This is a genomic window from Pseudomonas sp. MF6755, from assembly GCF_016405635.1.
Lineage (GTDB): Bacteria > Pseudomonadota > Gammaproteobacteria > Pseudomonadales > Pseudomonadaceae > Aquipseudomonas > Aquipseudomonas haemolytica.
This window is the reverse complement of the sequence record NZ_JAEKDA010000001.1, coordinates 120,697-140,627: the sequence shown is the minus strand read 5'-3', so window position 1 is coordinate 140,627 and position 19,931 is coordinate 120,697. Positions and strand designations below refer to the sequence as shown.

17 protein-coding genes are annotated in these 19,931 nt (G+C 58.2%); 15 read left to right on the top strand and 2 right to left on the bottom strand.

Going from position 1 to position 19,931, the window contains the following annotated elements; all coding sequences use genetic code 11:
- Positions 1-18 precede the first annotated feature (18 nt).
- Positions 19-1,308 (bottom strand): citrate synthase, encoded by a 1,290-nt coding sequence (gene gltA / locus JFT66_RS00645; RefSeq protein WP_034118918.1) that lies wholly within the window; start codon positions 1,306-1,308, stop codon positions 19-21.
- Positions 1,309-1,659: 351 nt separating this feature from the next.
- Here gltA and sdhC point away from each other — a divergent pair, with 351 nt between their 5' ends.
- The 11 genes from sdhC to JFT66_RS00590 all read left to right on the top strand — a co-directional run bounded on the left by sdhC (position 1,660) and on the right by JFT66_RS00590 (position 15,599).
- Positions 1,660-2,046, top strand: coding sequence for a succinate dehydrogenase, cytochrome b556 subunit (gene sdhC, locus JFT66_RS00640; protein WP_198809868.1), 387 nt, complete (start codon positions 1,660-1,662; stop codon positions 2,044-2,046).
- Positions 2,040-2,408 (top strand): succinate dehydrogenase, hydrophobic membrane anchor protein, encoded by a 369-nt coding sequence (gene sdhD, locus JFT66_RS00635; protein WP_003172805.1) that lies wholly within the window; start codon positions 2,040-2,042, stop codon positions 2,406-2,408. Before sdhC ends, sdhD begins: the two co-directional genes overlap by 7 nt.
- A 3-nt stretch (positions 2,409-2,411) precedes the next feature.
- A complete protein-coding gene (gene sdhA, locus JFT66_RS00630; protein WP_003190007.1) occupies positions 2,412-4,184 on the top strand; it encodes a succinate dehydrogenase flavoprotein subunit in 1,773 nt (590 codons plus the stop codon).
- An 11-nt stretch (positions 4,185-4,195) separates the two neighbouring features.
- Complete coding sequence (locus JFT66_RS00625; RefSeq protein ID WP_034118919.1) at positions 4,196-4,900, top strand: succinate dehydrogenase iron-sulfur subunit; 705 nt, start codon at positions 4,196-4,198, stop codon at positions 4,898-4,900.
- A 261-nt stretch (positions 4,901-5,161) separates the two neighbouring features.
- Entirely contained in the window at positions 5,162-7,993 is a 2,832-nt protein-coding gene (locus JFT66_RS00620; RefSeq protein WP_034118920.1) for a 2-oxoglutarate dehydrogenase E1 component, read from the top strand.
- Positions 7,994-8,037: 44 nt separating this feature from the next.
- Positions 8,038-9,264 carry a 2-oxoglutarate dehydrogenase complex dihydrolipoyllysine-residue succinyltransferase gene (odhB, locus tag JFT66_RS00615; protein ID WP_034118921.1) on the top strand — a complete coding sequence of 409 codons (1,227 nt, stop codon included), beginning with the start codon at positions 8,038-8,040 and terminating at the stop codon, positions 9,262-9,264.
- A gap of 99 nt (positions 9,265-9,363) precedes the next feature.
- Entirely contained in the window at positions 9,364-10,800 is a 1,437-nt protein-coding gene (gene lpdA, locus JFT66_RS00610) for a dihydrolipoyl dehydrogenase (protein WP_034118922.1), read from the top strand.
- 204 nt (positions 10,801-11,004) lie between these two features.
- Positions 11,005-12,171 carry an ADP-forming succinate--CoA ligase subunit beta gene (gene sucC / locus JFT66_RS00605; protein ID WP_003190011.1) on the top strand — a complete coding sequence of 389 codons (1,167 nt, stop codon included), beginning with the start codon at positions 11,005-11,007 and terminating at the stop codon, positions 12,169-12,171.
- Complete coding sequence (gene sucD / locus JFT66_RS00600) at positions 12,171-13,052, top strand: succinate--CoA ligase subunit alpha (RefSeq protein ID WP_034118923.1); 882 nt, start codon at positions 12,171-12,173, stop codon at positions 13,050-13,052. The genes sucC and sucD overlap by 1 nt, the downstream gene beginning before the upstream one ends.
- A 328-nt stretch (positions 13,053-13,380) precedes the next feature.
- Entirely contained in the window at positions 13,381-14,694 is a 1,314-nt protein-coding gene (brnQ, locus tag JFT66_RS00595) for a branched-chain amino acid transport system II carrier protein (protein WP_034118924.1), read from the top strand.
- A gap of 164 nt (positions 14,695-14,858) precedes the next feature.
- On the top strand, positions 14,859-15,599 hold the full coding sequence (locus tag JFT66_RS00590) for a DUF599 domain-containing protein (RefSeq protein WP_198858590.1): 741 nt from the start codon (positions 14,859-14,861) through the stop codon (positions 15,597-15,599).
- Between the two features lie 117 nt (positions 15,600-15,716).
- Here JFT66_RS00590 and JFT66_RS00585 read toward each other — a convergent pair whose 3' ends face one another.
- A complete protein-coding gene (locus tag JFT66_RS00585) occupies positions 15,717-15,974 on the bottom strand; it encodes a hypothetical protein (RefSeq protein WP_043051010.1) in 258 nt (85 codons plus the stop codon).
- A gap of 157 nt (positions 15,975-16,131) precedes the next feature.
- Here JFT66_RS00585 and JFT66_RS00580 point away from each other — a divergent pair, with 157 nt between their 5' ends.
- The 4 genes from JFT66_RS00580 (at position 16,132) to JFT66_RS00565 (ending at position 19,847) form a co-directional block, all read left to right on the top strand.
- Positions 16,132-16,608, top strand: a complete 477-nt coding sequence (locus tag JFT66_RS00580; RefSeq protein WP_034118927.1) for a PaaI family thioesterase — start codon at positions 16,132-16,134, stop codon at positions 16,606-16,608.
- Positions 16,605-17,057 carry a PaaI family thioesterase gene (locus JFT66_RS00575; protein ID WP_034118928.1) on the top strand — a complete coding sequence of 151 codons (453 nt, stop codon included), beginning with the start codon at positions 16,605-16,607 and terminating at the stop codon, positions 17,055-17,057. The genes JFT66_RS00580 and JFT66_RS00575 overlap by 4 nt, the downstream gene beginning before the upstream one ends.
- Positions 17,058-17,147: 90 nt before the next feature.
- Positions 17,148-19,052 (top strand): molecular chaperone HtpG, encoded by a 1,905-nt coding sequence (gene htpG / locus JFT66_RS00570; RefSeq protein ID WP_034118957.1) that lies wholly within the window; start codon positions 17,148-17,150, stop codon positions 19,050-19,052.
- 66 nt (positions 19,053-19,118) lie between these two features.
- The gene (locus JFT66_RS00565) at positions 19,119-19,847 is read left to right on the top strand and encodes a dienelactone hydrolase family protein (protein WP_198858589.1); all 729 of its coding nucleotides are present in this window, start codon (positions 19,119-19,121) and stop codon (positions 19,845-19,847) included.
- Positions 19,848-19,931 lie beyond the last annotated feature (84 nt).

The window sequence follows — 19,931 nt, the reverse complement described above, 5'->3', positions numbered from 1 at the left end:
AACCAAGCAGTTGAGTGCTTACTTGCGATCTTCCAGCTTGGTAATGTCACGCGACTCGTAGCCGGTGTACAGCTGGCGCGGGCGGCCAATCTTGTACGGGCTGGAGAGCATTTCTTTCCAGTGGGAGATCCAGCCCACGGTCCGCGCCAGGGCGAAGATCACGGTGAACATGCTGGTTGGAATGCCGATCGCCTTGAGGATGATCCCCGAGTAGAAGTCGACGTTCGGGTACAGCGAGCGTTCGATGAAGTACGGGTCGGTCAGGGCGATCTCTTCCAGGCGCATGGCCAGTTCGAGTTGCGGATCGTTCTTGATGCCCAGTTCCTTCAACACTTCGTCGCAGGTCTGCTTCATCACGGTGGCGCGTGGGTCGCGGTTCTTGTAGACCCGGTGACCGAAGCCCATCAACTTGAACGGATCGTTCTTGTCCTTGGCCTTGGCGATGAAGGTGTCGATGTTGGACACATCGCCGATTTCATCGAGCATGGTCAATACGGCTTCGTTCGCACCGCCGTGGGCAGGGCCCCACAGCGCAGCGATACCGGCGGCGATACAGGCGAACGGGTTGGCACCCGAAGAACCGGCCAGGCGTACGGTGGAGGTGGAGGCGTTCTGCTCGTGGTCGGCGTGGAGGATGAAGATCCGGTCCATGGCCTTGGCGAGCGTCGGGCTGATCGGTTTGATCTCGCACGGGGTGTTGAACATCATGTGCAGGAAGTTTTCCGCGTACGTCAGGTCGTTGCGCGGGTACATCATGGGCTGGCCCATGGAGTACTTGTAAACCATTGCGGCCAGGGTCGGCATCTTGGCAACCAGGCGGATCGCGGAGATTTCGCGATGCTGCGGGTTATTGATGTCCAGGGAGTCGTGATAGAAGGCCGACAGGGCGCCGACCACACCGCACATGACGGCCATCGGGTGGGCGTCGCGACGGAAGCCGTTGAAGAAGGTCTTCAACTGCTCGTGAACCATGGTGTGGTTCTTCACGGTGCTGACGAACTGGGCTTTCTGCTCGGCTGTTGGCAATTCGCCATTTAGCAGCAGGTAGCAGGTTTCCAGGTAGTCCGACTTTTCAGCCAGTTGCTCGATCGGGTAACCGCGATGAAGCAGGATGCCATTGTCACCATCGATATAGGTGATCTTCGACTCGCAGGACGCGGTCGACATGAAGCCTGGGTCGAAAGTAAAACGGCCCGTGGCCGTCAGGCCCCGTACGTCGATAACATCGGGACCAACGGTGCCGGTTAAAATGGGCAGCTCGACGGGGGCTGCGCCCTCGATGATCAACTGCGCTTTTTTGTCAGCCATGTGGCCTCCTATTTATGCTTCAAATCATCAGACAGACCCCCCACGCAGGGCCCGCACCACTATATTGATATAAATCCAGATGTCAATTTGCCTAAAGTCTTGCGCCAGAAGGCTTTAACCGTACTTTTTCGTCGAAATTGACTGCCATTTACGCCTTTTATCCCGTCAGCGCAATCAGCTATTAGGGTGAGGTGTGCGCGTTGTCATTAGTAACCTAACTGTCTATACTCGGCCACCGACCGCCAAGGGCTTTTGGGCTTGCTTTCATTGGGGGTCGCACTCCCTGGGTGGTGCTTACCTGACCAGTGCACTCCCCGACAACTTTGCCCTGATTGTTAGGGGCTCTTAAGTGTGAAAAAAGCCGTGAATAGCCAACGACCTGTAAACCTAGACCTAAGGACCATCAAACTCCCCATCACCGGCGTTACGTCGTTCCTGCACCGTGTTTCCGGCATCATCCTGTTCCTGGGCTTGGGCATCATGCTTTATGCATTGAGCAAATCCCTGGGTTCCGAGGAAGGTTACGCCGAGGTGAAGGCATGCTTGACCAGCCCGCTGGCCAAGTTCGTAGCATGGGGCCTCTTGTCCTCTCTTCTGTATCACCTGGTAGCCGGTGTGCGCCACTTGATCATGGACATGGGCATCGGTGAGACGCTGGAAGGCGGCCGCCTGGGCTCGAAAATCATCATCGCCATTTCCGTGGTGCTGATCGTTCTGGCAGGAGTTTGGATATGGTAACCAGCGTTACGAATCTGTCGCGTTCGGGCCTCTATGACTGGATGGCACAGCGTGTGTCTGCGGTCGTTCTCGCGGCTTATTTCATTTTCCTGATCGGATACCTCGTCGCAAACCCGGGCATCGGCTATGAGCAATGGCACGGCCTGTTTTCCCACAATGCGATGCGAATCTTCAGTCTGCTGGCCCTTGTAGCCCTGGGCGCACACGCCTGGGTTGGCATGTGGACCATCGCGACTGACTACCTGACGCCGATGGCGCTGGGCAAGTCCGCGACTGCAGTACGTTTCCTCTTCCAGGCAGTATGCGGCGTCGCGATGTTCGCTTACTTCGTCTGGGGTGTGCAGATTCTTTGGGGTATCTGATTCATGGCTAACATTCCAACTATTTCATTCGACGCCATCATTATTGGTGGCGGCGGTGCTGGCATGCGCGCTGCGCTGCAGCTGGCCCAGGGTGGTCACAAGACTGCCGTGATCACCAAGGTGTTCCCGACGCGCTCCCACACCGTATCGGCCCAGGGTGGCATCACCTGCGCCATCGCGTCCGCCGACCCGAACGATGACTGGCGCTGGCACATGTACGATACCGTCAAGGGTTCCGACTACATCGGTGACCAGGACGCTATCGAATACATGTGTCAGGAAGGCCCGGCCGCGGTGTTCGAGCTGGACCACATGGGGCTGCCGTTCTCCCGTACCGAGCAGGGTCGTATCTACCAGCGTCCATTCGGCGGCCAGTCGAAGGATTACGGTAAAGGTGGCCAGGCTGCCCGTACCTGCGCTGCGTCCGACCGCACCGGTCACGCACTGCTGCACACCCTTTATCAGGGCAACCTGAAAGCTGGCACCACGTTCCTGAACGAGTACTACGCGGTTGACCTGGTCAAGAACGCGCAAGGCGAGTTCGTCGGTGTGATCGCTATCTGCATCGAAACCGGTGAAACCACCTACATCCGCGCCAAGGCTACCGTTCTGGCGACCGGCGGTGCAGGTCGTATCTACGCGTCGACCACCAACGCCCTGATCAACACCGGTGACGGCGTCGGCATGGCGCTGCGCGCTGGCGTGCCGGTACAAGACATCGAAATGTGGCAGTTCCACCCGACCGGCATCGCCGGCGCCGGCGTACTGGTGACCGAAGGTTGCCGTGGTGAAGGTGGCTACCTGATCAACAAGCATGGCGAGCGTTTCATGGAGCGTTATGCTCCGAACGCCAAAGACCTTGCTGGTCGTGACGTTGTGGCCCGTTCGATGGTTAAAGAGATCATTGCCGGCAACGGCTGTGGCCCGAATGGCGACCACGTACTGCTCAAGCTCGATCACCTCGGTGAAGAAGTACTGCACAGCCGCCTGCCTGGTATCTGCGAGCTGTCCAAGACTTTCGCACACGTTGACCCGGTGGTTGCACCGGTTCCGGTTGTTCCGACTTGCCACTATATGATGGGCGGCGTGCCGACCAACATTCATGGCCAGGCGATCACCCAGAACGCCGACGGCCAGGACGAGATCATCCATGGTCTGTTCGCGGTAGGCGAAGTGGCATGCGTATCGGTTCACGGCGCCAACCGCCTGGGCGGCAACTCGCTGCTCGACCTGGTGGTCTTCGGCCGCGCGGCCGGCCTGCACCTGGAAAAAGCGCTGACCGACGGCATCGAATACGATGACGCCACCGACGCCAACATTGAAGCTGCCCTGGCGCGCCTCAACGCTCTGAACGAGCGCACTGATGGCGAAGACGTGGCAACCCTGCGTCGCGAGTTGCAAAACTGCATGCAGAACTACTTCGGTGTGTTCCGTACCGGCGAATACATGCAGAAGGGTATCGCCCAGCTGGCCGACCTGCGCAAGCGTATCGCCAACGTCAAGATCAATGATAAGAGCCAGGCGTTCAACACTGCTCGTATCGAAGCCCTTGAGCTGCAAAACCTGTTGGAAGTGGCTGAAGCGACTGCGATCGCCGCCGAGGTTCGTAAAGAATCCCGTGGTGCTCACGCTCGTGAAGACTTTGAAGATCGCGATGACGAAAACTGGTTGTGCCACACCCTGTACTTCCCGGGTGACAAGCGCGTAACCAAGCGTGCCGTGAACTTCTCGCCGAAGACGGTTCCGACGTTTGAACCGAAGATTCGGACTTACTAAGGGTGGCTGCCATGTTGAAAGTCAGTGTTTATCGCTACAACCCTGATCAGGACGCTGCGCCGTTCATGCAGGAATTTTCGGTCGATACCGGTGGTAAAGACCTGATGGTGCTGGACGTGCTGGCCCTGATCAAAGAGCAGGACGAGGGTTTCTCCTATCGTCGCTCTTGCCGTGAAGGTGTCTGCGGCTCCGACGGCATGAACATCAACGGCAAGAACGGCCTGGCGTGCATCACGCCGCTGTCCGCCGTCGTTAAAGGCAACAAGCTGATCGTTCGTCCTCTGCCAGGTTTGCCGGTTATCCGTGACCTGGTCGTCGATATGAGCATCTTCTACAAGCAATACGAGAAAGTTAAGCCGTTCCTGCAGAACGACACGCCGGCTCCGGCCATCGAGCGTCTGCAGTCCCCAGAAGAGCGTGAAAAGCTCGACGGTCTGTACGAGTGCATCCTGTGCGCTTGCTGCTCGACTTCGTGCCCGTCCTTCTGGTGGAACCCGGACAAGTTCCTGGGCCCAGCTGCCCTGCTGCAAGCGTATCGCTTCCTGGCAGACAGCCGTGACACCAAGACGTCCGAGCGCCTGGCTTCTCTGGATGACCCGTTCAGCGTATTCCGCTGCCGCGGGATCATGAACTGCGTCAACGTATGTCCCAAAGGCCTGAACCCGACTAAGGCCATTGGTCACATCCGTAACATGCTGCTGCAGAGCGGCGTGTAACTGACGTTGAAGTAAAAGCAGGACCGTTGTGCCCGTAAATGCTGCGGCGCAGGCTTCAACCGGCGCCGTAGTTTTAACTTGAGCAGCGACTTACAAAGCCGCGGCTCTTATTTTGAAGAAATGAGACAAGCAGGGGCATTCGGGTTGGTACCCGAACTATCAGCGTGATCCTAGTGGCTTGTTTTGGTCGCTGCACTTGGCCTTTTGCAAGCAAACTCGGTGTTTTCGCCGGTGGTGTCCCCAAAACGAGGGTGACCAAGCATGCAAGAAAGCGTGATGCAGCGCATGTGGAACAGCGGCTATCTTTCAGGTGGTAACGCTGCCTATGTGGAAGAGCTTTATGAGCTCTACCTGCACGACCCTAACGCTGTGCCAGAAGAATGGCGCACCAAATTTCAGACGTTGTCTTCAGACGGCAACGCTGCCACCGATGTATCGCACGCAACAATTCGCGATCAGTTTGTGCTGCTGGCAAAGAACCAGCGCCGCGCCCAACCGGTTTCCGCCGGCAGCGTGAGCAGTGAGCATGAGAAGAAGCAAGTTGAAGTACTGCGACTGATCCAGGCCTACCGTATGCGTGGCCACCAGGCAGCCCAGCTTGACCCGCTGGGGCTGTGGCAGCGTCCTGCACCTGCAGACCTGTCGATCAATCATTACGGCTTGACCAATGCCGATCTTGATACGACCTTCCGTGCCGGCGACCTGTTCATCGGCAAAGAGGAAGCGAGCCTACGCGAAATTCACGAAGCGTTGCAGCAGACATATTGCCGCACCATCGGCGCTGAGTTTACGCACATCACCGATTCCGAGCAGCGCCACTGGTTCCAGCATCGCCTGGAAGGCGTGCGTGGCCGTCCGGTTTTGTCCGCCGATGTACGCAGCCACCTGCTGGAGCGAGTGACCGCGGCCGAAGGCCTCGAGAAATACCTGGGCACCAAATACCCGGGCACCAAGCGTTTCGGCCTGGAAGGCGGCGAAAGCCTGATTCCGATGCTCGACGAGCTGATCCAGCGTTCCGGTTCCTACGGTACCAAGGAAGTCGTAATCGGCATGGCTCACCGTGGTCGCCTGAACGTGTTGGTCAACACCTTCGGCAAGAACCCGCGTGAGCTGTTCGACGAGTTCGAAGGCAAGAAAAAGGTCGAGCTGGGTTCCGGTGACGTTAAATATCATCAGGGCTTCTCGTCCAACGTAATGACCACCGGCGGTGAAGTTCACCTGGCCATGGCGTTCAACCCATCCCACCTGGAAATCGTTTCGCCAGTGGTCGAGGGTTCGGTACGTGCGCGCCAGGATCGTCGTAACGACTCCACCGGTGAAAAGGTCCTGCCGATTTCCATCCACGGTGACGCGGCATTCGCCGGTCAAGGCGTGGTCCTGGAAACGTTCCAGATGTCGCAGACTCGCGGCTTCAAGACCGGTGGTACGGTTCACATCGTGATCAACAACCAGGTCGGCTTCACCATCAGCAACCCGCTGGACGCGCGCTCTACCGAGTACGCCACCGACGTTGCCAAGATGATCCAGGCGCCGATTCTCCATGTGAATGGTGATGATCCGGAAGCCGTGTTGTTCGTGACCCAGCTCGCCATCGACTACCGCATGCAATTCAAGCGTGACGTAGTGATCGACCTGGTCTGCTACCGTCGCCGCGGTCACAACGAAGCGGATGAGCCTAGCGGCACCCAGCCGTTGATGTACCAGCAAATCACCAAGCAGCGCACCACCCGTGAGCTGTACGCCGACAGCCTGATCAAGGCCGGCGTGGTTGACGATGCGCGTGTTCAGGCGAAGATCGATGAATACCGCAACGCGCTGGACAACGGCCTGCATGTAGTTAAAAGCCTGGTTAAAGAGCCGAACAAAGAGCTGTTCGTTGACTGGCGTCCGTACCTGGGCCACGCCTGGACTGCGCGCCATGACACCTCGTTCGATCTGAAAACCCTGCAGGAACTGTCCGCCAAGCTGCTGGAAATTCCAGACGGCTTTGTCGTACAGCGCCAGGTTGCGAAGATCTACGAAGACCGTCAGAAGATGCAAGCCGGCGGCCTGCCGATCAACTGGGGTTACGCTGAAACCATGGCGTACGCGACCCTGGCGTTCGAAGGTCACCCGATTCGTATGACCGGCCAGGACATCGGCCGTGGTACGTTCTCGCACCGTCACGCTGTGTTGCACAACCAGAAAGACGCGGGCACCTACATCCCGTTGCAGAACCTGTACGAAGGCCAGCCACGTTTCGACCTGTACGATTCGTTCCTGTCCGAAGAGGCCGTACTGGCGTTCGAATACGGTTACTCGACCACTACGCCTCAGGCGCTGGTGATCTGGGAAGCCCAGTTCGGCGACTTTGCCAACGGTGCCCAGGTGGTCATCGACCAGTTCATCACCAGCGGCGAGCACAAGTGGGGCCGTCTGTGCGGTCTGACCATGCTGTTGCCACACGGTTATGAAGGTCAGGGTCCGGAGCACTCCTCCGCCCGTCTGGAGCGTTACCTGCAGCTGTGCGCCGAGCACAACATCCAGGTGTGCGTGCCGACTACCCCGGCCCAGATCTACCACTTGCTGCGTCGCCAAGTGATCCGTCCGTTGCGCAAGCCGCTGGTCGTGCTGACGCCGAAATCGTTGTTGCGTCATAAATTGGCCGTCTCGACCCTGGAAGATCTGGCTGATGGTTCGTTCCAGACCGTTATTTCAGAAATCGACACGCTGGACGCCGCCAAGGTCACTCGCCTGATCCTGTGCAGCGGCAAGGTTTACTACGATTTGCTGGAAAAACGCCGTGCCGAAGGCCGCGAAGACATCGCCATCGTGCGCATCGAGCAGCTTTACCCGTTCCCGGAAGACGACCTGATGGAGGCCATCGCGCCTTACACCAACCTCACCAACGCGGTGTGGTGTCAGGAAGAACCGATGAACCAGGGCGCGTGGTACAGCAGCCAGCATCATTTGCGTCGCAGCGTCGGTAACCACAAGACAGGCCTTGGCCTTGAGTACGCCGGTCGTGATGCTTCTGCTGCACCTGCCTGTGGTTATGCGTCGATGCACGCCGAGCAGCAGGAAAAACTGCTGCAAGATGCTTTCACTGTTTAACGCCTTCGCGCTGACTGAAACCGAATTTTAAGGACCTACAGATAATGGCTATCGAAATCAAAGCCCCGTCATTCCCGGAATCGGTTGCCGATGGCACCGTTGCCACCTGGCACAAGAAACCAGGTGAGGCCGTCAAGCGTGACGACCTGATCGTCGACATCGAGACCGACAAGGTCGTGCTGGAAGTGTTGGCCGAAGCTGACGGCGTGCTGGGCGCAATCGTTGCCGAAGAAGGCGCTACCGTTCTGTCGAACCAGGTACTGGGCTCGATCGAAGAGGGCAGCGCTGCCGCTGCTCCTGCCGCTGCTGCTCCTGCTGCGGCCGCTGCTTCGGCACCTGCTGCCGCTCCGGCTGCAGGTGGTGAAGATCCAATCGCCGCACCGGCTGCGCGTCAACTGGCTGACGAAAACGGCATCAACCTGGCTTCCATCAAGGGCACCGGCAAAGACGGCCGTGTCACCAAGGAAGACGTGGTGGCTGCCGTTGAAGCCAAGAAAAACGCTCCAGCTGCCGCACCTGCCAAGGCTGCTGCCCCGGCTGCCGCTGCTCCTGTGTTCGCTGCCGGCGACCGCACCGAGAAGCGCGTACCGATGACTCGCGTACGTGCCACCGTGGCCAAGCGCCTGGTTGAAGCCCAGTCGAACATGGCCATGCTGACCACCTTCAACGAAGTCGACATGACCGAAGTCATGGCCCTGCGTTCGAAGTACAAGGATCTGTTCGAGAAGTCCCACAACGGCGTACGCCTGGGCTTCATGTCGTTCTTCGTGAAAGCAGCCACCGAAGCGCTGAAGCGCTTCCCGGCAGTCAACGCTTCCATCGACGGCAGCGACATCGTTTACCACGGCTACGCAGACATCGGCGTTGCCGTGTCCAGCGACCGTGGCCTGGTGGTACCGGTTCTGCGTAATGCCGAACTGATGAGCCTGGCAGAAATCGAAGGCGGCATCGCCGGCTTCGGCAAGAAAGCCCGTGACGGCAAGCTGACCATCGACGAGATGACCGGCGGTACCTTCACCATCACCAACGGTGGTACCTTCGGTTCGATGATGTCGACGCCGATCGTCAACCCGCCGCAAGCCGCGATCCTGGGCATGCACAACATCATCCAGCGTCCGATGGCCATCAACGGCCAGGTCGTGATTCGCCCGATGATGTACCTGGCACTGTCTTACGATCACCGCCTGATCGATGGTAAAGAAGCCGTGACGTTCCTGGTGACCATCAAGAACCTGCTGGAAGACCCGGCTCGCCTGCTCCTGGACATCTGATAGAAGCAGCCGCAAGTTGTGAGCTACAAGCTGTAGGAAAAAGCAGCTTGGCTTGCAGCTTGTGGCTAGAAGCTTGTCGCAAATAGAGGATCTATTTTCATGACACAGAAATTTGACGTTGTAGTGATTGGTGCAGGCCCTGGCGGCTATGTTGCCGCCATCAAGGCCGCGCAACTGGGCCTCTCGACTGCCTGCATCGAAAAATACACCGACAAGGAAGGCAAACTGGCACTGGGCGGTACCTGCCTGAACGTTGGTTGCATTCCTTCCAAGGCGCTGCTGGACAGCTCCTGGAAATTCCACGAAGCCCAAGACGGCTTCGCGATCCACGGCATCAACCATGCTGGCGTGACCATGGACGTGCCAGCAATGGTCGGCCGTAAAGCCAACATCGTAAAAGGCCTGACGTCCGGCGTTGCCACCTTGTTCAAGGCCAACGGTGTGACTTCCATCCAGGGCCACGGCAAGCTGCTGGCCGGCAAGAAAGTCGAAGTTACCAAGCCGGACGGTTCGGTTGAAGTCATCGAAGCCGAAAACGTGATCCTGGCACCAGGCTCGCGTCCAATCGACATTCCGCCGGCTCCAGTTGACCAGAACGTGATCGTTGATTCGACCGGCGCCCTGGAATTCCAAGCCGTTCCTAAGCGCCTGGGCGTGATCGGCGCTGGCGTGATCGGCCTGGAACTGGGTTCGGTCTGGTCCCGCCTGGGTTCCCAGGTGACCGTGCTGGAAGCCCTGGACACGTTCCTGCTGGCTGCCGATACCGCAGTCTCCAAGGAAGCGCTGAAAACCCTGACCAAACAAGGTCTGGACATCAAGCTCGGCGCTCGCGTGACCGGCTCGAAGGTCAACGGCGAAGAAGTGGTCGTGACCTACACCGACAAGGATGGCGAGCAGACCATCACTTTCGACAAGCTGATCGTAGCCGTGGGTCGCCGTCCAGTGACCAACGACCTGCTGGCTTCCGACAGCGGCGTGAACATCGACGAGCGTGGTTTCATCCACGTTGATGATCACTGCGCGACCACCGTGCCTGGCGTCTACGCCATCGGCGACGTGGTTCGTGGCATGATGCTCGCGCACAAGGCTTCCGAAGAAGGCATCATGGTTGTCGAGCGCATCAAGGGTCACAAGACCCAGATGAACTACGACCTGATCCCATCGGTTATCTACACCCATCCGGAAATTGCATGGGTCGGCAAGAACGAACAGCAGTTGAAAGCTGAAGGCGTTGAAGTTAACGTCGGCACCTTCCCGTTTGCCGCTTCTGGCCGTGCCATGGCAGCTAACGACACCGGTGGTTTTGTCAAAGTCATCGCTGATGCCAAGACTGACCGCGTATTGGGCGTCCACGTGATTGGCCCAAGCGCTGCAGAACTGGTTCAGCAAGGCGCGATCGGCATGGAATTCGGTACCAGTGCCGAGGACCTGGGCATGATGGTCTTCTCCCATCCGACCTTGTCCGAAGCGCTGCACGAAGCCGCGTTGGCAGTGAATGGCGGCGCCATCCACATCGCCAACAAGAAGAAGCGCTAAGCGAGATAATAAGAAACCACGGCGGAGTTGCCCGTCGTGAGCCTTGCGCGCAAGACTCACCGCGGAATATCCGCTGGACGCAGTCTTGTGCAGCTTTGCAGGCCCTAGGCCGGTGAAGGTGTGCAAGCAGCAGTCACAGGTGGCGCGGCACTCATAATGAGCGCAGCGCCGAATGCGCAGTACCTAACGAAGACGGTAAAAAGCATGAATCTTCACGAGTATCAGGGTAAGCAGCTGTTCGCTGAATACGGCCTGCCAGTTTCCAAGGGCTACGCAGTAGACACCCCGGAAGCAGCAGCAGAAGCTTGCGACAAAATCGGCGGCAGCGAGTGGGTTGTCAAAGCCCAGGTCCACGCCGGTGGTCGCGGTAAAGCGGGCGGCGTTAAGCTGGTTCGCAGCAAAGAAGACGCCAAGGCCTTCGCACAGCAGTGGCTGGGCAAGCGTCTGGTGACTTACCAGACTGATGCCAATGGCCAGCCAGTCACCAAGATCCTGGTTGAATCGTGCACTGATATCGCTAAAGAGCTGTACCTGGGCGCTGTCGTTGACCGTTCGAGCCGTCGCATCGTGTTCATGGCTTCCACCGAAGGTGGCGTGGACATCGAGAAGATCGCTCACGAAACCCCAGAAAAAATTCTGAAGGCCACTATCGATCCACTGGTTGGCGCTCAGCCATTCCAGGGTCGTGAACTGGCGTTCCAGCTGGGCCTGGAAGGCAAGCAAGTTGCCCAGTTCGCCAAGATCTTCGTAGGTCTGGCCAAGCTGTTCCAGGATCACGATCTGGCCCTGCTGGAAGTGAACCCGCTGGTGATCAAGGCTGACGGCGATCTGCACTGCCTCGACGCGAAGATCAACATCGACGCCAACGCCATGTACCGTCAGCCTAAGCTGAAGACTTTCCACGATCCGTCGCAAGACGATCCGCGCGAAGCGCACGCTGCCAAGTTCGAACTGAACTACGTAGCCCTGGAAGGTAACATCGGTTGCATGGTCAACGGTGCTGGCCTGGCCATGGGTACCATGGACATCGTCAACCTGCATGGCGGCAAACCAGCCAACTTCCTCGACGTAGGTGGTGGCGCTACCAAGGAACGCGTTACCGAAGCGTTCAAGATCATCCTGTCCGACTCCAACGTCGCTGCAGTACTGGTCAACATCTTCGGTGGCATCGTTCGTTGCGACATGATTGCCGAAGGCATCATCGGTGCAGTGAAAGAAGTTGGCGTTAAAATCCCGGTTGTTGTTCGCCTTGAAGGTAACAACGCTGAACTGGGCGCTAAAGTACTGGCAGAAAGCGGTTTGAACATCATCGCGGCTACCAGCCTGACCGACGCTGCTCAACAAGTTGTCAAAGCTGCGGAGGGCAAATAATGAGCGTCCTGATCAATAAAGACACCAAAGTTATCTGCCAGGGTATTACCGGTTCGCAAGGTAGTTTCCACACCCAGCAAGCCATCGAATACGGCACCAAGATGGTTGGCGGCGTAACTCCGGGCAAAGGCGGCACCGAGCACCTGGGTCTGCCAGTGTTCAACACCGTGAAAGAAGCGGTAGAAACCACTGGCGCCACTGCCAGCGTGATCTACGTTCCGGCTCCTTTCTGCAAGGACTCGATCCTGGAAGCAGCATTCGGCGGCATCAAGCTGATCGTGTGCATCACCGAAGGCATTCCTACCCTGGACATGCTGGACGCTAAAGTTAAGTGCGACGAACTGGGCGTAGTTCTGATCGGCCCTAACTGCCCAGGCGTGATCACTCCAGGCGAATGCAAGATCGGCATCATGCCAGGTCACATTCACTTGCCAGGTAAAGTCGGTATCGTTTCCCGTTCCGGCACCCTGACTTACGAAGCTGTGAAGCAGACTACTGACGCCGGTTTCGGTCAGTCGACTTGCGTCGGCATCGGCGGTGACCCGATCCCAGGCTCGAACTTCATCGACATCCTGAAGCTGTTCCAGGAAGACCCGAAGACCGAAGCGATCGTGATGATCGGTGAGATCGGCGGTTCGGCTGAAGAAGAAGCGGCTGCCTACATCAAGGCACACGTGACCAAGCCGGTTGTTTCCTACATCGCTGGTGTGACTGCCCCTGCGGGCAAGCGCATGGGCCATGCTGGCGCAATCATCTCTGGCGGCAAGGGCACTGCAGACGAGAAGTTTGCTGCCCTGGAAGACGCAGGCGTGAAAACCGTGCGTTCGCTGGCAGACATCGGCAAGGCTTTGTCCGAGCTGACTGGCTGGGCGATCAAGTAAGCTTCGCGCTTAGCTGACGCTTCACCACACAAAGGCCACCTTCGGGTGGCCTTTGTGCATTTTGGATGTACTCGATCCAATTTTTTTTGTCTGTATTGCCAAATTTTGTATGAAAACGCGACATCCAGATGTCGCTTATCGGACAGGGCGCCCCGCAACAGTGCGTTTGTCAGCCTAATTCTGTACCCTAGCCGCCTCTTTATGCGTCCGCATCCCAAAAGGAAGCTGCGCGCTAGACCGGTCGGTCCCCATAAGGACCGGCAGCAGTTCCCTCATCCATAGGGAATCCCTCTCTAAATTCCGATTCAGTAGTGTGGTATTTCCTCAAATGAAAGTGTTGAAAAGCCAGGATGTCCTGGCGTTAGGCTTTATGACCTTTGCCCTGTTCGTGGGCGCCGGCAACATCATCTTCCCGCCTATCGTTGGCTTGCAGTCCGGGCCTCATGTCTGGATGGCGGCGCTGGGTTTCCTGATCACTGCGGTCGGTCTGCCGGTGGTCACCGTGATCGCCCTGGCCAAGGTCGGCGGTGGTATGGATGCGCTGAGCAGCCCGATTGGCAAGATCGCCGGTGGCCTGCTCGCGGCGGCGGCGTACCTGGCGGTCGGGCCGTTGTTCGCCACCCCACGCACCGCGACCGTGTCGTTTGAAGTGGGCCTGGCGCCGCTGACCGGCGAAAGCCCGCTGGCACTGTTCCTTTACAGCTCGGTGTATTTCCTGGTGGTGTTCTTCGTCTCCCTCTACCCGGGACGCCTGCTGGACACCGTTGGTCGCTTCCTGGCGCCGCTGAAAATCATCGCCCTGGCCATTCTCGGTATCGCCGCGTTTGCCTTGCCGGCCGGTGATGTCGGCATTGCCACACCGGAATACGTTGCTGCGCCGTTTTCCCAAGGCTTCATCAATGGTTACCTGACCATGGATACCCTGGGCGCGCTGGTGTTCGGTATCGTCATCGTCAATGCCATCCGCTCTCGTGGGGTCGAGTCGCCACAGCTGATCACCCGCTACGCGATCATTGCCGGCCTGATTGCTGGCGTGGGCCTGGCGCTGGTGTACATCAGCCTGTTCCGCCTGGGCTCGGGCAGCCACGCCGTAGCCGCCGGTGCCAGTAACGGCGCCGCGGTGCTGCACGCTTACGTGCAACACACCTTCGGCTCCCTGGGCAGCGGCTTCCTCGCCGTGCTGATTTCCCTGGCGTGCCTGGTGACCGCGGTTGGCCTGACCTGCGCTTGCGCCGAGTACTTCAGCAAAGTCCTGCCGCTGTCCTACAAGACGCTGGTAGTGATCCTGGCGCTGTTCTCGTTGTTCGTGTCCAACCTGGGCCTGACCAAGCTGATTGCCTTCTCGATCCCGGTGCTCACCGCGATCTACCCGCCGTGCATCGTGTTGGTGGCTTTGAGCTTCTGCAAAGACTTCTGGCAGGAACAGGGCCGTATCGTTGGCCCGGTGATGCTAGTGTCGTTCATCTTTGGCTGCATCGATGCACTCAAGGGCGCGGGCCTGGCGGATTGGATGCCAGCGCAGTTGACGCATCTGCCGCTGAGCGAGCAGGGCCTGGCGTGGCTGGTGCCGTCGGTGATGACGCTGGTCGTGGCCGTGGTGGTCGACCGCCTGCTTGGCAAGCGTACTGAGGCGATCGCGTAACACGCGGTTTCACGCTGTATTGAAATGCCCCGTATCAAACGATACGGGGCATTTTTTATGCGTATGAGGTTACATCTTTCTAACTTGAAATCGGTAAGTGTGGGAGCGAGCAAGCCCCACAGTTTCACTGAGTTTCGCCATAGCTACCGTGTACAAGGACCCGCATGTCGTTCGTTGAAACCAATCAAGTCCACCTGCTCGCCGCACTCTGGTTTGTTCTCTGCTGGGGCGGCTACACCCGATACGCCATCTGGAAAGCCCGTGACACCGCCTGCCTGGCCAGCGTGTTGCACCTGTACCGCGAAGACTGGATGCGCCGCATGCTGCTGCGCGATAACCGCATCGCCGACGCCAGTGTGATTGGCAACCTGGAGCGCAATGCCTCGTTCTTTGCCTCGAGCACTCTGATCATTCTCGCCGGTATTCTCACTGTGCTGGGCGCTTCCGAGCGGGCGGTGTCGTTGCTGGCAGATATTCCCATGGTGCAACAGGCGTCACAGGGCATGTCGGAGATCAAATTGCTCTGCCTGGCCCTGGTGTTCGTCTACGCCTTTTTCACCTTCAGCTGGTGCATGCGCCAGTACAACTTTGCGGCAGTGCTGGTGGGTTCGGCCCCAATGATCGGTGAGCGGCAAGTATCCGAACAGGAGCGCAAGGCGTTCGCCTTGCGGGCGGCGCGGGTCATTTCCATGGCAGCCAACCAATTCAACCTGGGCCTGCGCTCTTATTACTTCGGCATGACCATGCTGGCGTGGTTTGTCAGCCCCTGGCTGTTCATGTTGATGAGCAGCGGGGTTGTGTTGGTGCTATACCGCCGCGAATTTCATTCCGCCGTACTTGAGGTGATGGTTTATACACCGACTGATATGTCGGTGCCTGAGGCGTCCAAAGAGGCAGCGCTCTAAGGACGGTGAGGGCTGCGTCAGTCCAACTTTGCGGCCTGAATCAAAACGCAGACAAAGAAAAGCCCGCTATCTAAGCGGGCTTATCTTCGTGCGGCAGTGCAGCGTCAGACCAAGCTATTAAGGCTTGGCAGGTTCTGCTGGTGCGGCAGGTGCAGCTTCTTTTGCAGCAGCTTCGTTCGCTTCAGCCTGAGCTTTGGCAGCATCGGCGTTTTCTTTTGCTGCGTCGTTCACTTTATCCTGTGCTTTTGCCATGTCTTGCTGAGCTTGCTCTTTATGAGCAGCGGCATCTTGGGCTTTGTCTTCGGATTTCTTGTCGCAGGCAGCCAGGCCGAGGGCAGCGGCCAGCATCATGGAAATAGCTAATGTCTTGCGCATGGGGTGTTTCTCCTTATTGAAGATATCTACTGGCCTTTCGAGCGTAAGGGGCCAGCATTAGTTCCTTTTATCCCACAGATATATAAAGCTTTTCGCACAAAAACTTTTTCCGGCGTTTTTAGTCCGCCGAATTCACACTAATAAGAGTCTGAAACCAATGACCGAAAACCCTTTGTTAGAGCGTGCCGCGCGCTTTGTTTCAGCGCTGCGCCATTGCCAGGTGCTGGGTGTGGCTGTCCATGCGGCCAGTGAGGACGGCATGACCCTCGTGCTGCCTTATGGCCCGCATATCGTCGGTGATCCCCGGACCGGTGTGATCCACGGCGGCGCACTGACCTCTCTGATGGATACCGCCTGCGGGATCGCCACCCTGTGTGTATTACCTGAATTCGAGGTGTGCCCGACCCTGGACCTGCGCATCGACTACATGCACCCAGCCGAGCCCCACAAACCGGTCTATGGCTTTGCGCAATGCTACCGGGTGACCACCGACGTGATCTTTACCCGTGGCGTTGCCTATCAGGATGACCCGCAACAACCCATCGCCCATGTGGTCGGCACGTTCATGCGCATGGGCAAGCGTCTCAAAGGCACGCAGGGGCTGGGCAGCACGATCAAGGGAGAACAGGCATGACCCATCGATTCAAGACCCGCCTGGAGCAAGCCCTCGATCGCGGCAATTACGACGCACTGCTCGATCTGGTGCCCTATGCCAAGCTGATCGGTATCGAATGCACTCGCCTGGGCGATGAGCTGCTGTTTCGCCTGCCGGCCAACAAGGACAACATTGGTAACCCCATATTGCCGGCATTGCATGGCGGGGTGATCGCCGGCTTTATGGAGGTGTCGGCGGCGATGCACTTGCTGGTGTTCACGGGTGCCCCGGGTTTACCGAAAATCATCGATTTTTCCCTGGATTACCTGCGCGCCGGCCAGTTTCGCGACACCTACGCCAAATGCCAGGTGTGGCGCCAGGGCCGGCGCGTGGCCAATGTGGCGATCACCGCCTGGCAGAGCACTGCGGCCGAACCGATTGCTACTGCCCGCGCACATTTCAAGATTGAGGAATTGGGCCGCCCTTGAAATCCTGGTCTTAGCCCCCAACTTTGATGACAACCCGCCGCCAACCCTCAAGGGCGCGGCCACTGCCATCCAAATTGGAGTTTGATGACCATGAGTGTGGAAACTCAAAAGGAAACCCTGGGCTTCCAGACCGAGGTGAAGCAACTGCTGCACCTCATGATCCATTCGCTGTATTCCAACAAGGAAATCTTCCTTCGCGAATTGATCTCGAACGCCTCTGACGCTGTCGACAAATTACGTTTCGAAGCCCTGTCCAAGCCTGAATTGCTGGAAGGCGGCGCGGAACTGAAAATCCGTGTGAGCTACGACAAAGACGCCAAGACCGTCACCCTCGAAGACAACGGTATCGGCATGAGCCGTGAAGACGCGATCACCCATTTGGGCACTATCGCCAAATCCGGCACCGCTGATTTCATGAAGAACCTGTCGGGCGACCAGAAAAAGGATTCGCACCTGATCGGCCAGTTCGGCGTGGGCTTCTACTCGGCCTTTATCGTCGCCGACAAGGTTGAAGTGTTCAGCCGCCGTGCCGGCCTCGACGCCAGCGAAGGCGTGCACTGGGCTTCCAAAGGCGAGGGCGAGTTCGAAATCGCCACCCTTGATAAGGCTGACCGCGGTACCCGCATCGTGCTGCACCTGAAATCCGGTGAAGATGAATTCGCCGATGGCTGGCGCCTGCGCAACATCATCAAGAAGTACTCCGACCACATCGCGTTGCCGATCGAGTTGCCCAAGGAGCAGAGTGCTGCCGAAGGCGAAGAGAAACCGGCCGAAGAATGGGAAACCGTCAACCGTGCCAGCGCCCTGTGGACCCGTCCGCGTACCGAGATCAAGGACGAGGAATACCAGGAGTTCTACAAGCACATCGGTCACGACTACGAAAACCCGCTGAGCTGGAGCCACAACAAGGTTGAAGGCAAGCTGGAATACAGCTCGCTGCTCTACGTGCCAGCCCGTGCTCCGTTCGACCTGTACCAGCGTGAAGCGCCAAAAGGCCTGAAGCTGTATGTGCAGCGCGTGTTCGTGATGGACCAGGCAGAATCCTTCCTGCCGCTGTACCTGCGCTTTATCAAAGGTGTGGTTGATTCCAACGACCTGTCGCTGAACGTCTCGCGGGAAATCCTGCAGAAAGATCCGATCATCGATTCCATGAAGTCAGCGCTGACCAAGCGCGTGCTCGACATGCTGGAAAAACTGGCGAAGAACGAGCCTGAGCAATACAAGGGCTTCTGGAAGAACTTCGGCCAGGTGATGAAGGAAGGCCCGGCGGAAGACTTCGCCAACAAGGAAAAAATCGCCGGCTTGCTGCGTTTTGCTTCGACTCAGGGCGATGACGGCGAGCAGGTTGTGTCCTTGGCTGACTACCTGGCACGCGCTAAGGAAGGTCAGGACAAGATCTACTACCTGACCGGCGAAACCTACGCCCAGGTCAAGAACAGCCCGCACCTGGAAGTCTTCCGCAAGAAAGGCATCGAAGTGCTGCTGTTGACCGACCGTATCGATGAGTGGCTGATGAGCTACCTCACCGAGTTCGATGGCAAATCCTTCGTCGACGTGGCCCGTGGTGACCTTGACCTGGGTAACCTGGATTCCGAAGAAGAGAAGAAAGAAGCCGAAGAAGTCGCCAAGTCCAAAGAAGGCCTGGTTGAGCGGATCAAGGCATCCCTGGGCGAAGCAGTCAGCGAAGTGCGGGTTTCCCACCGCCTGACTGATTCTCCGGCGATCCTGGCCATCGGCGAGCAGGACCTGGGCATGCAGATGCGCCAGATCCTGGAAGCCAGCGGCCAGAAAGTGCCGGACTCCAAGCCGATCTTTGAATTCAACCCGGCTCACCCGTTGATCGAGAAGCTCGATGGCGAGCAGAGCGAAGAGCGTTTTGGCGACTTGTCGCACATCCTCTTCGACCAGGCCGCCCTCGCAGCCGGCGACAGCCTGAAAGACCCGGCCGCTTATGTGCGCCGACTGAACAAGCTGTTGGTTGAATTGTCGGTCTGACAACGTTGTAGAAAAACCCGCTTCGGCGGGTTTTTTCGTTTAATGCCCCCTCAACTGGAGTAAATGATGAGCCAAGTCACTGTGCGTTCCGTGGTCTATCAGATTGATGGCCAGTCTTATGAAAGCCGCCTGGCGTTCGATGCCAGCCACAAGGGCCCGCTCCCCGGGTTGCTGATGGCGCCGAACTGGATGGGGGTGAGTGCAGGTGCCGAAGAGATCGCCAAGCGCGTTGCCGGTGAAGGCTACGTGGTGTTGATTGCCGACCTCTACGGGCAGACTGTGCGTCCGAGCAATGGCGATGAAGCCGGCGCGGCGATGATGCCCTTGAAAAACGATCGCCCGTTGCTGAACAAGCGCATGCAGGCGGCCTTCGAACAATTGCAGGGCCAGACCGAGGCAGTTGTTGATACCTCGAAGCTGGCGACGTTCGGTTTCTGCTTCGGCGGTTGCTGCTCACTCGAGCTGGCGCGTACCGGTGCACCGCTCAAGGCGGCCATCTCGTTCCACGGCACGCTCGACACGCCGAACCCGGCCGATGCGAAAAACATCAAGGGCTCAGTGCTGGTACTGCACGGTGCTAGCGACCCGTTGGTGCCCAAAGAGCAGCTGCCGGTATTCGAAGATGAGATGAACGCGGCGGGTGTGGATTGGCAATTGCTGAGCTATGGCGGCGCGGTGCATTCCTTTACCGACCCCCATGCCAATGTGCCGGGCAAGATGATGTACGACGCGAAGACTGCTGCGCGGGCGTTCCAGTCAATGCATAACCTGCTGGATGAAGTGTTCAAGGGCTGATTTTTCAGCGCCTGCTCCGGCCTCATCGGGGGCAAGCCCCCTGCCACACTTGAACGGTGAATACATTCAAAATGTGGGAGGGGG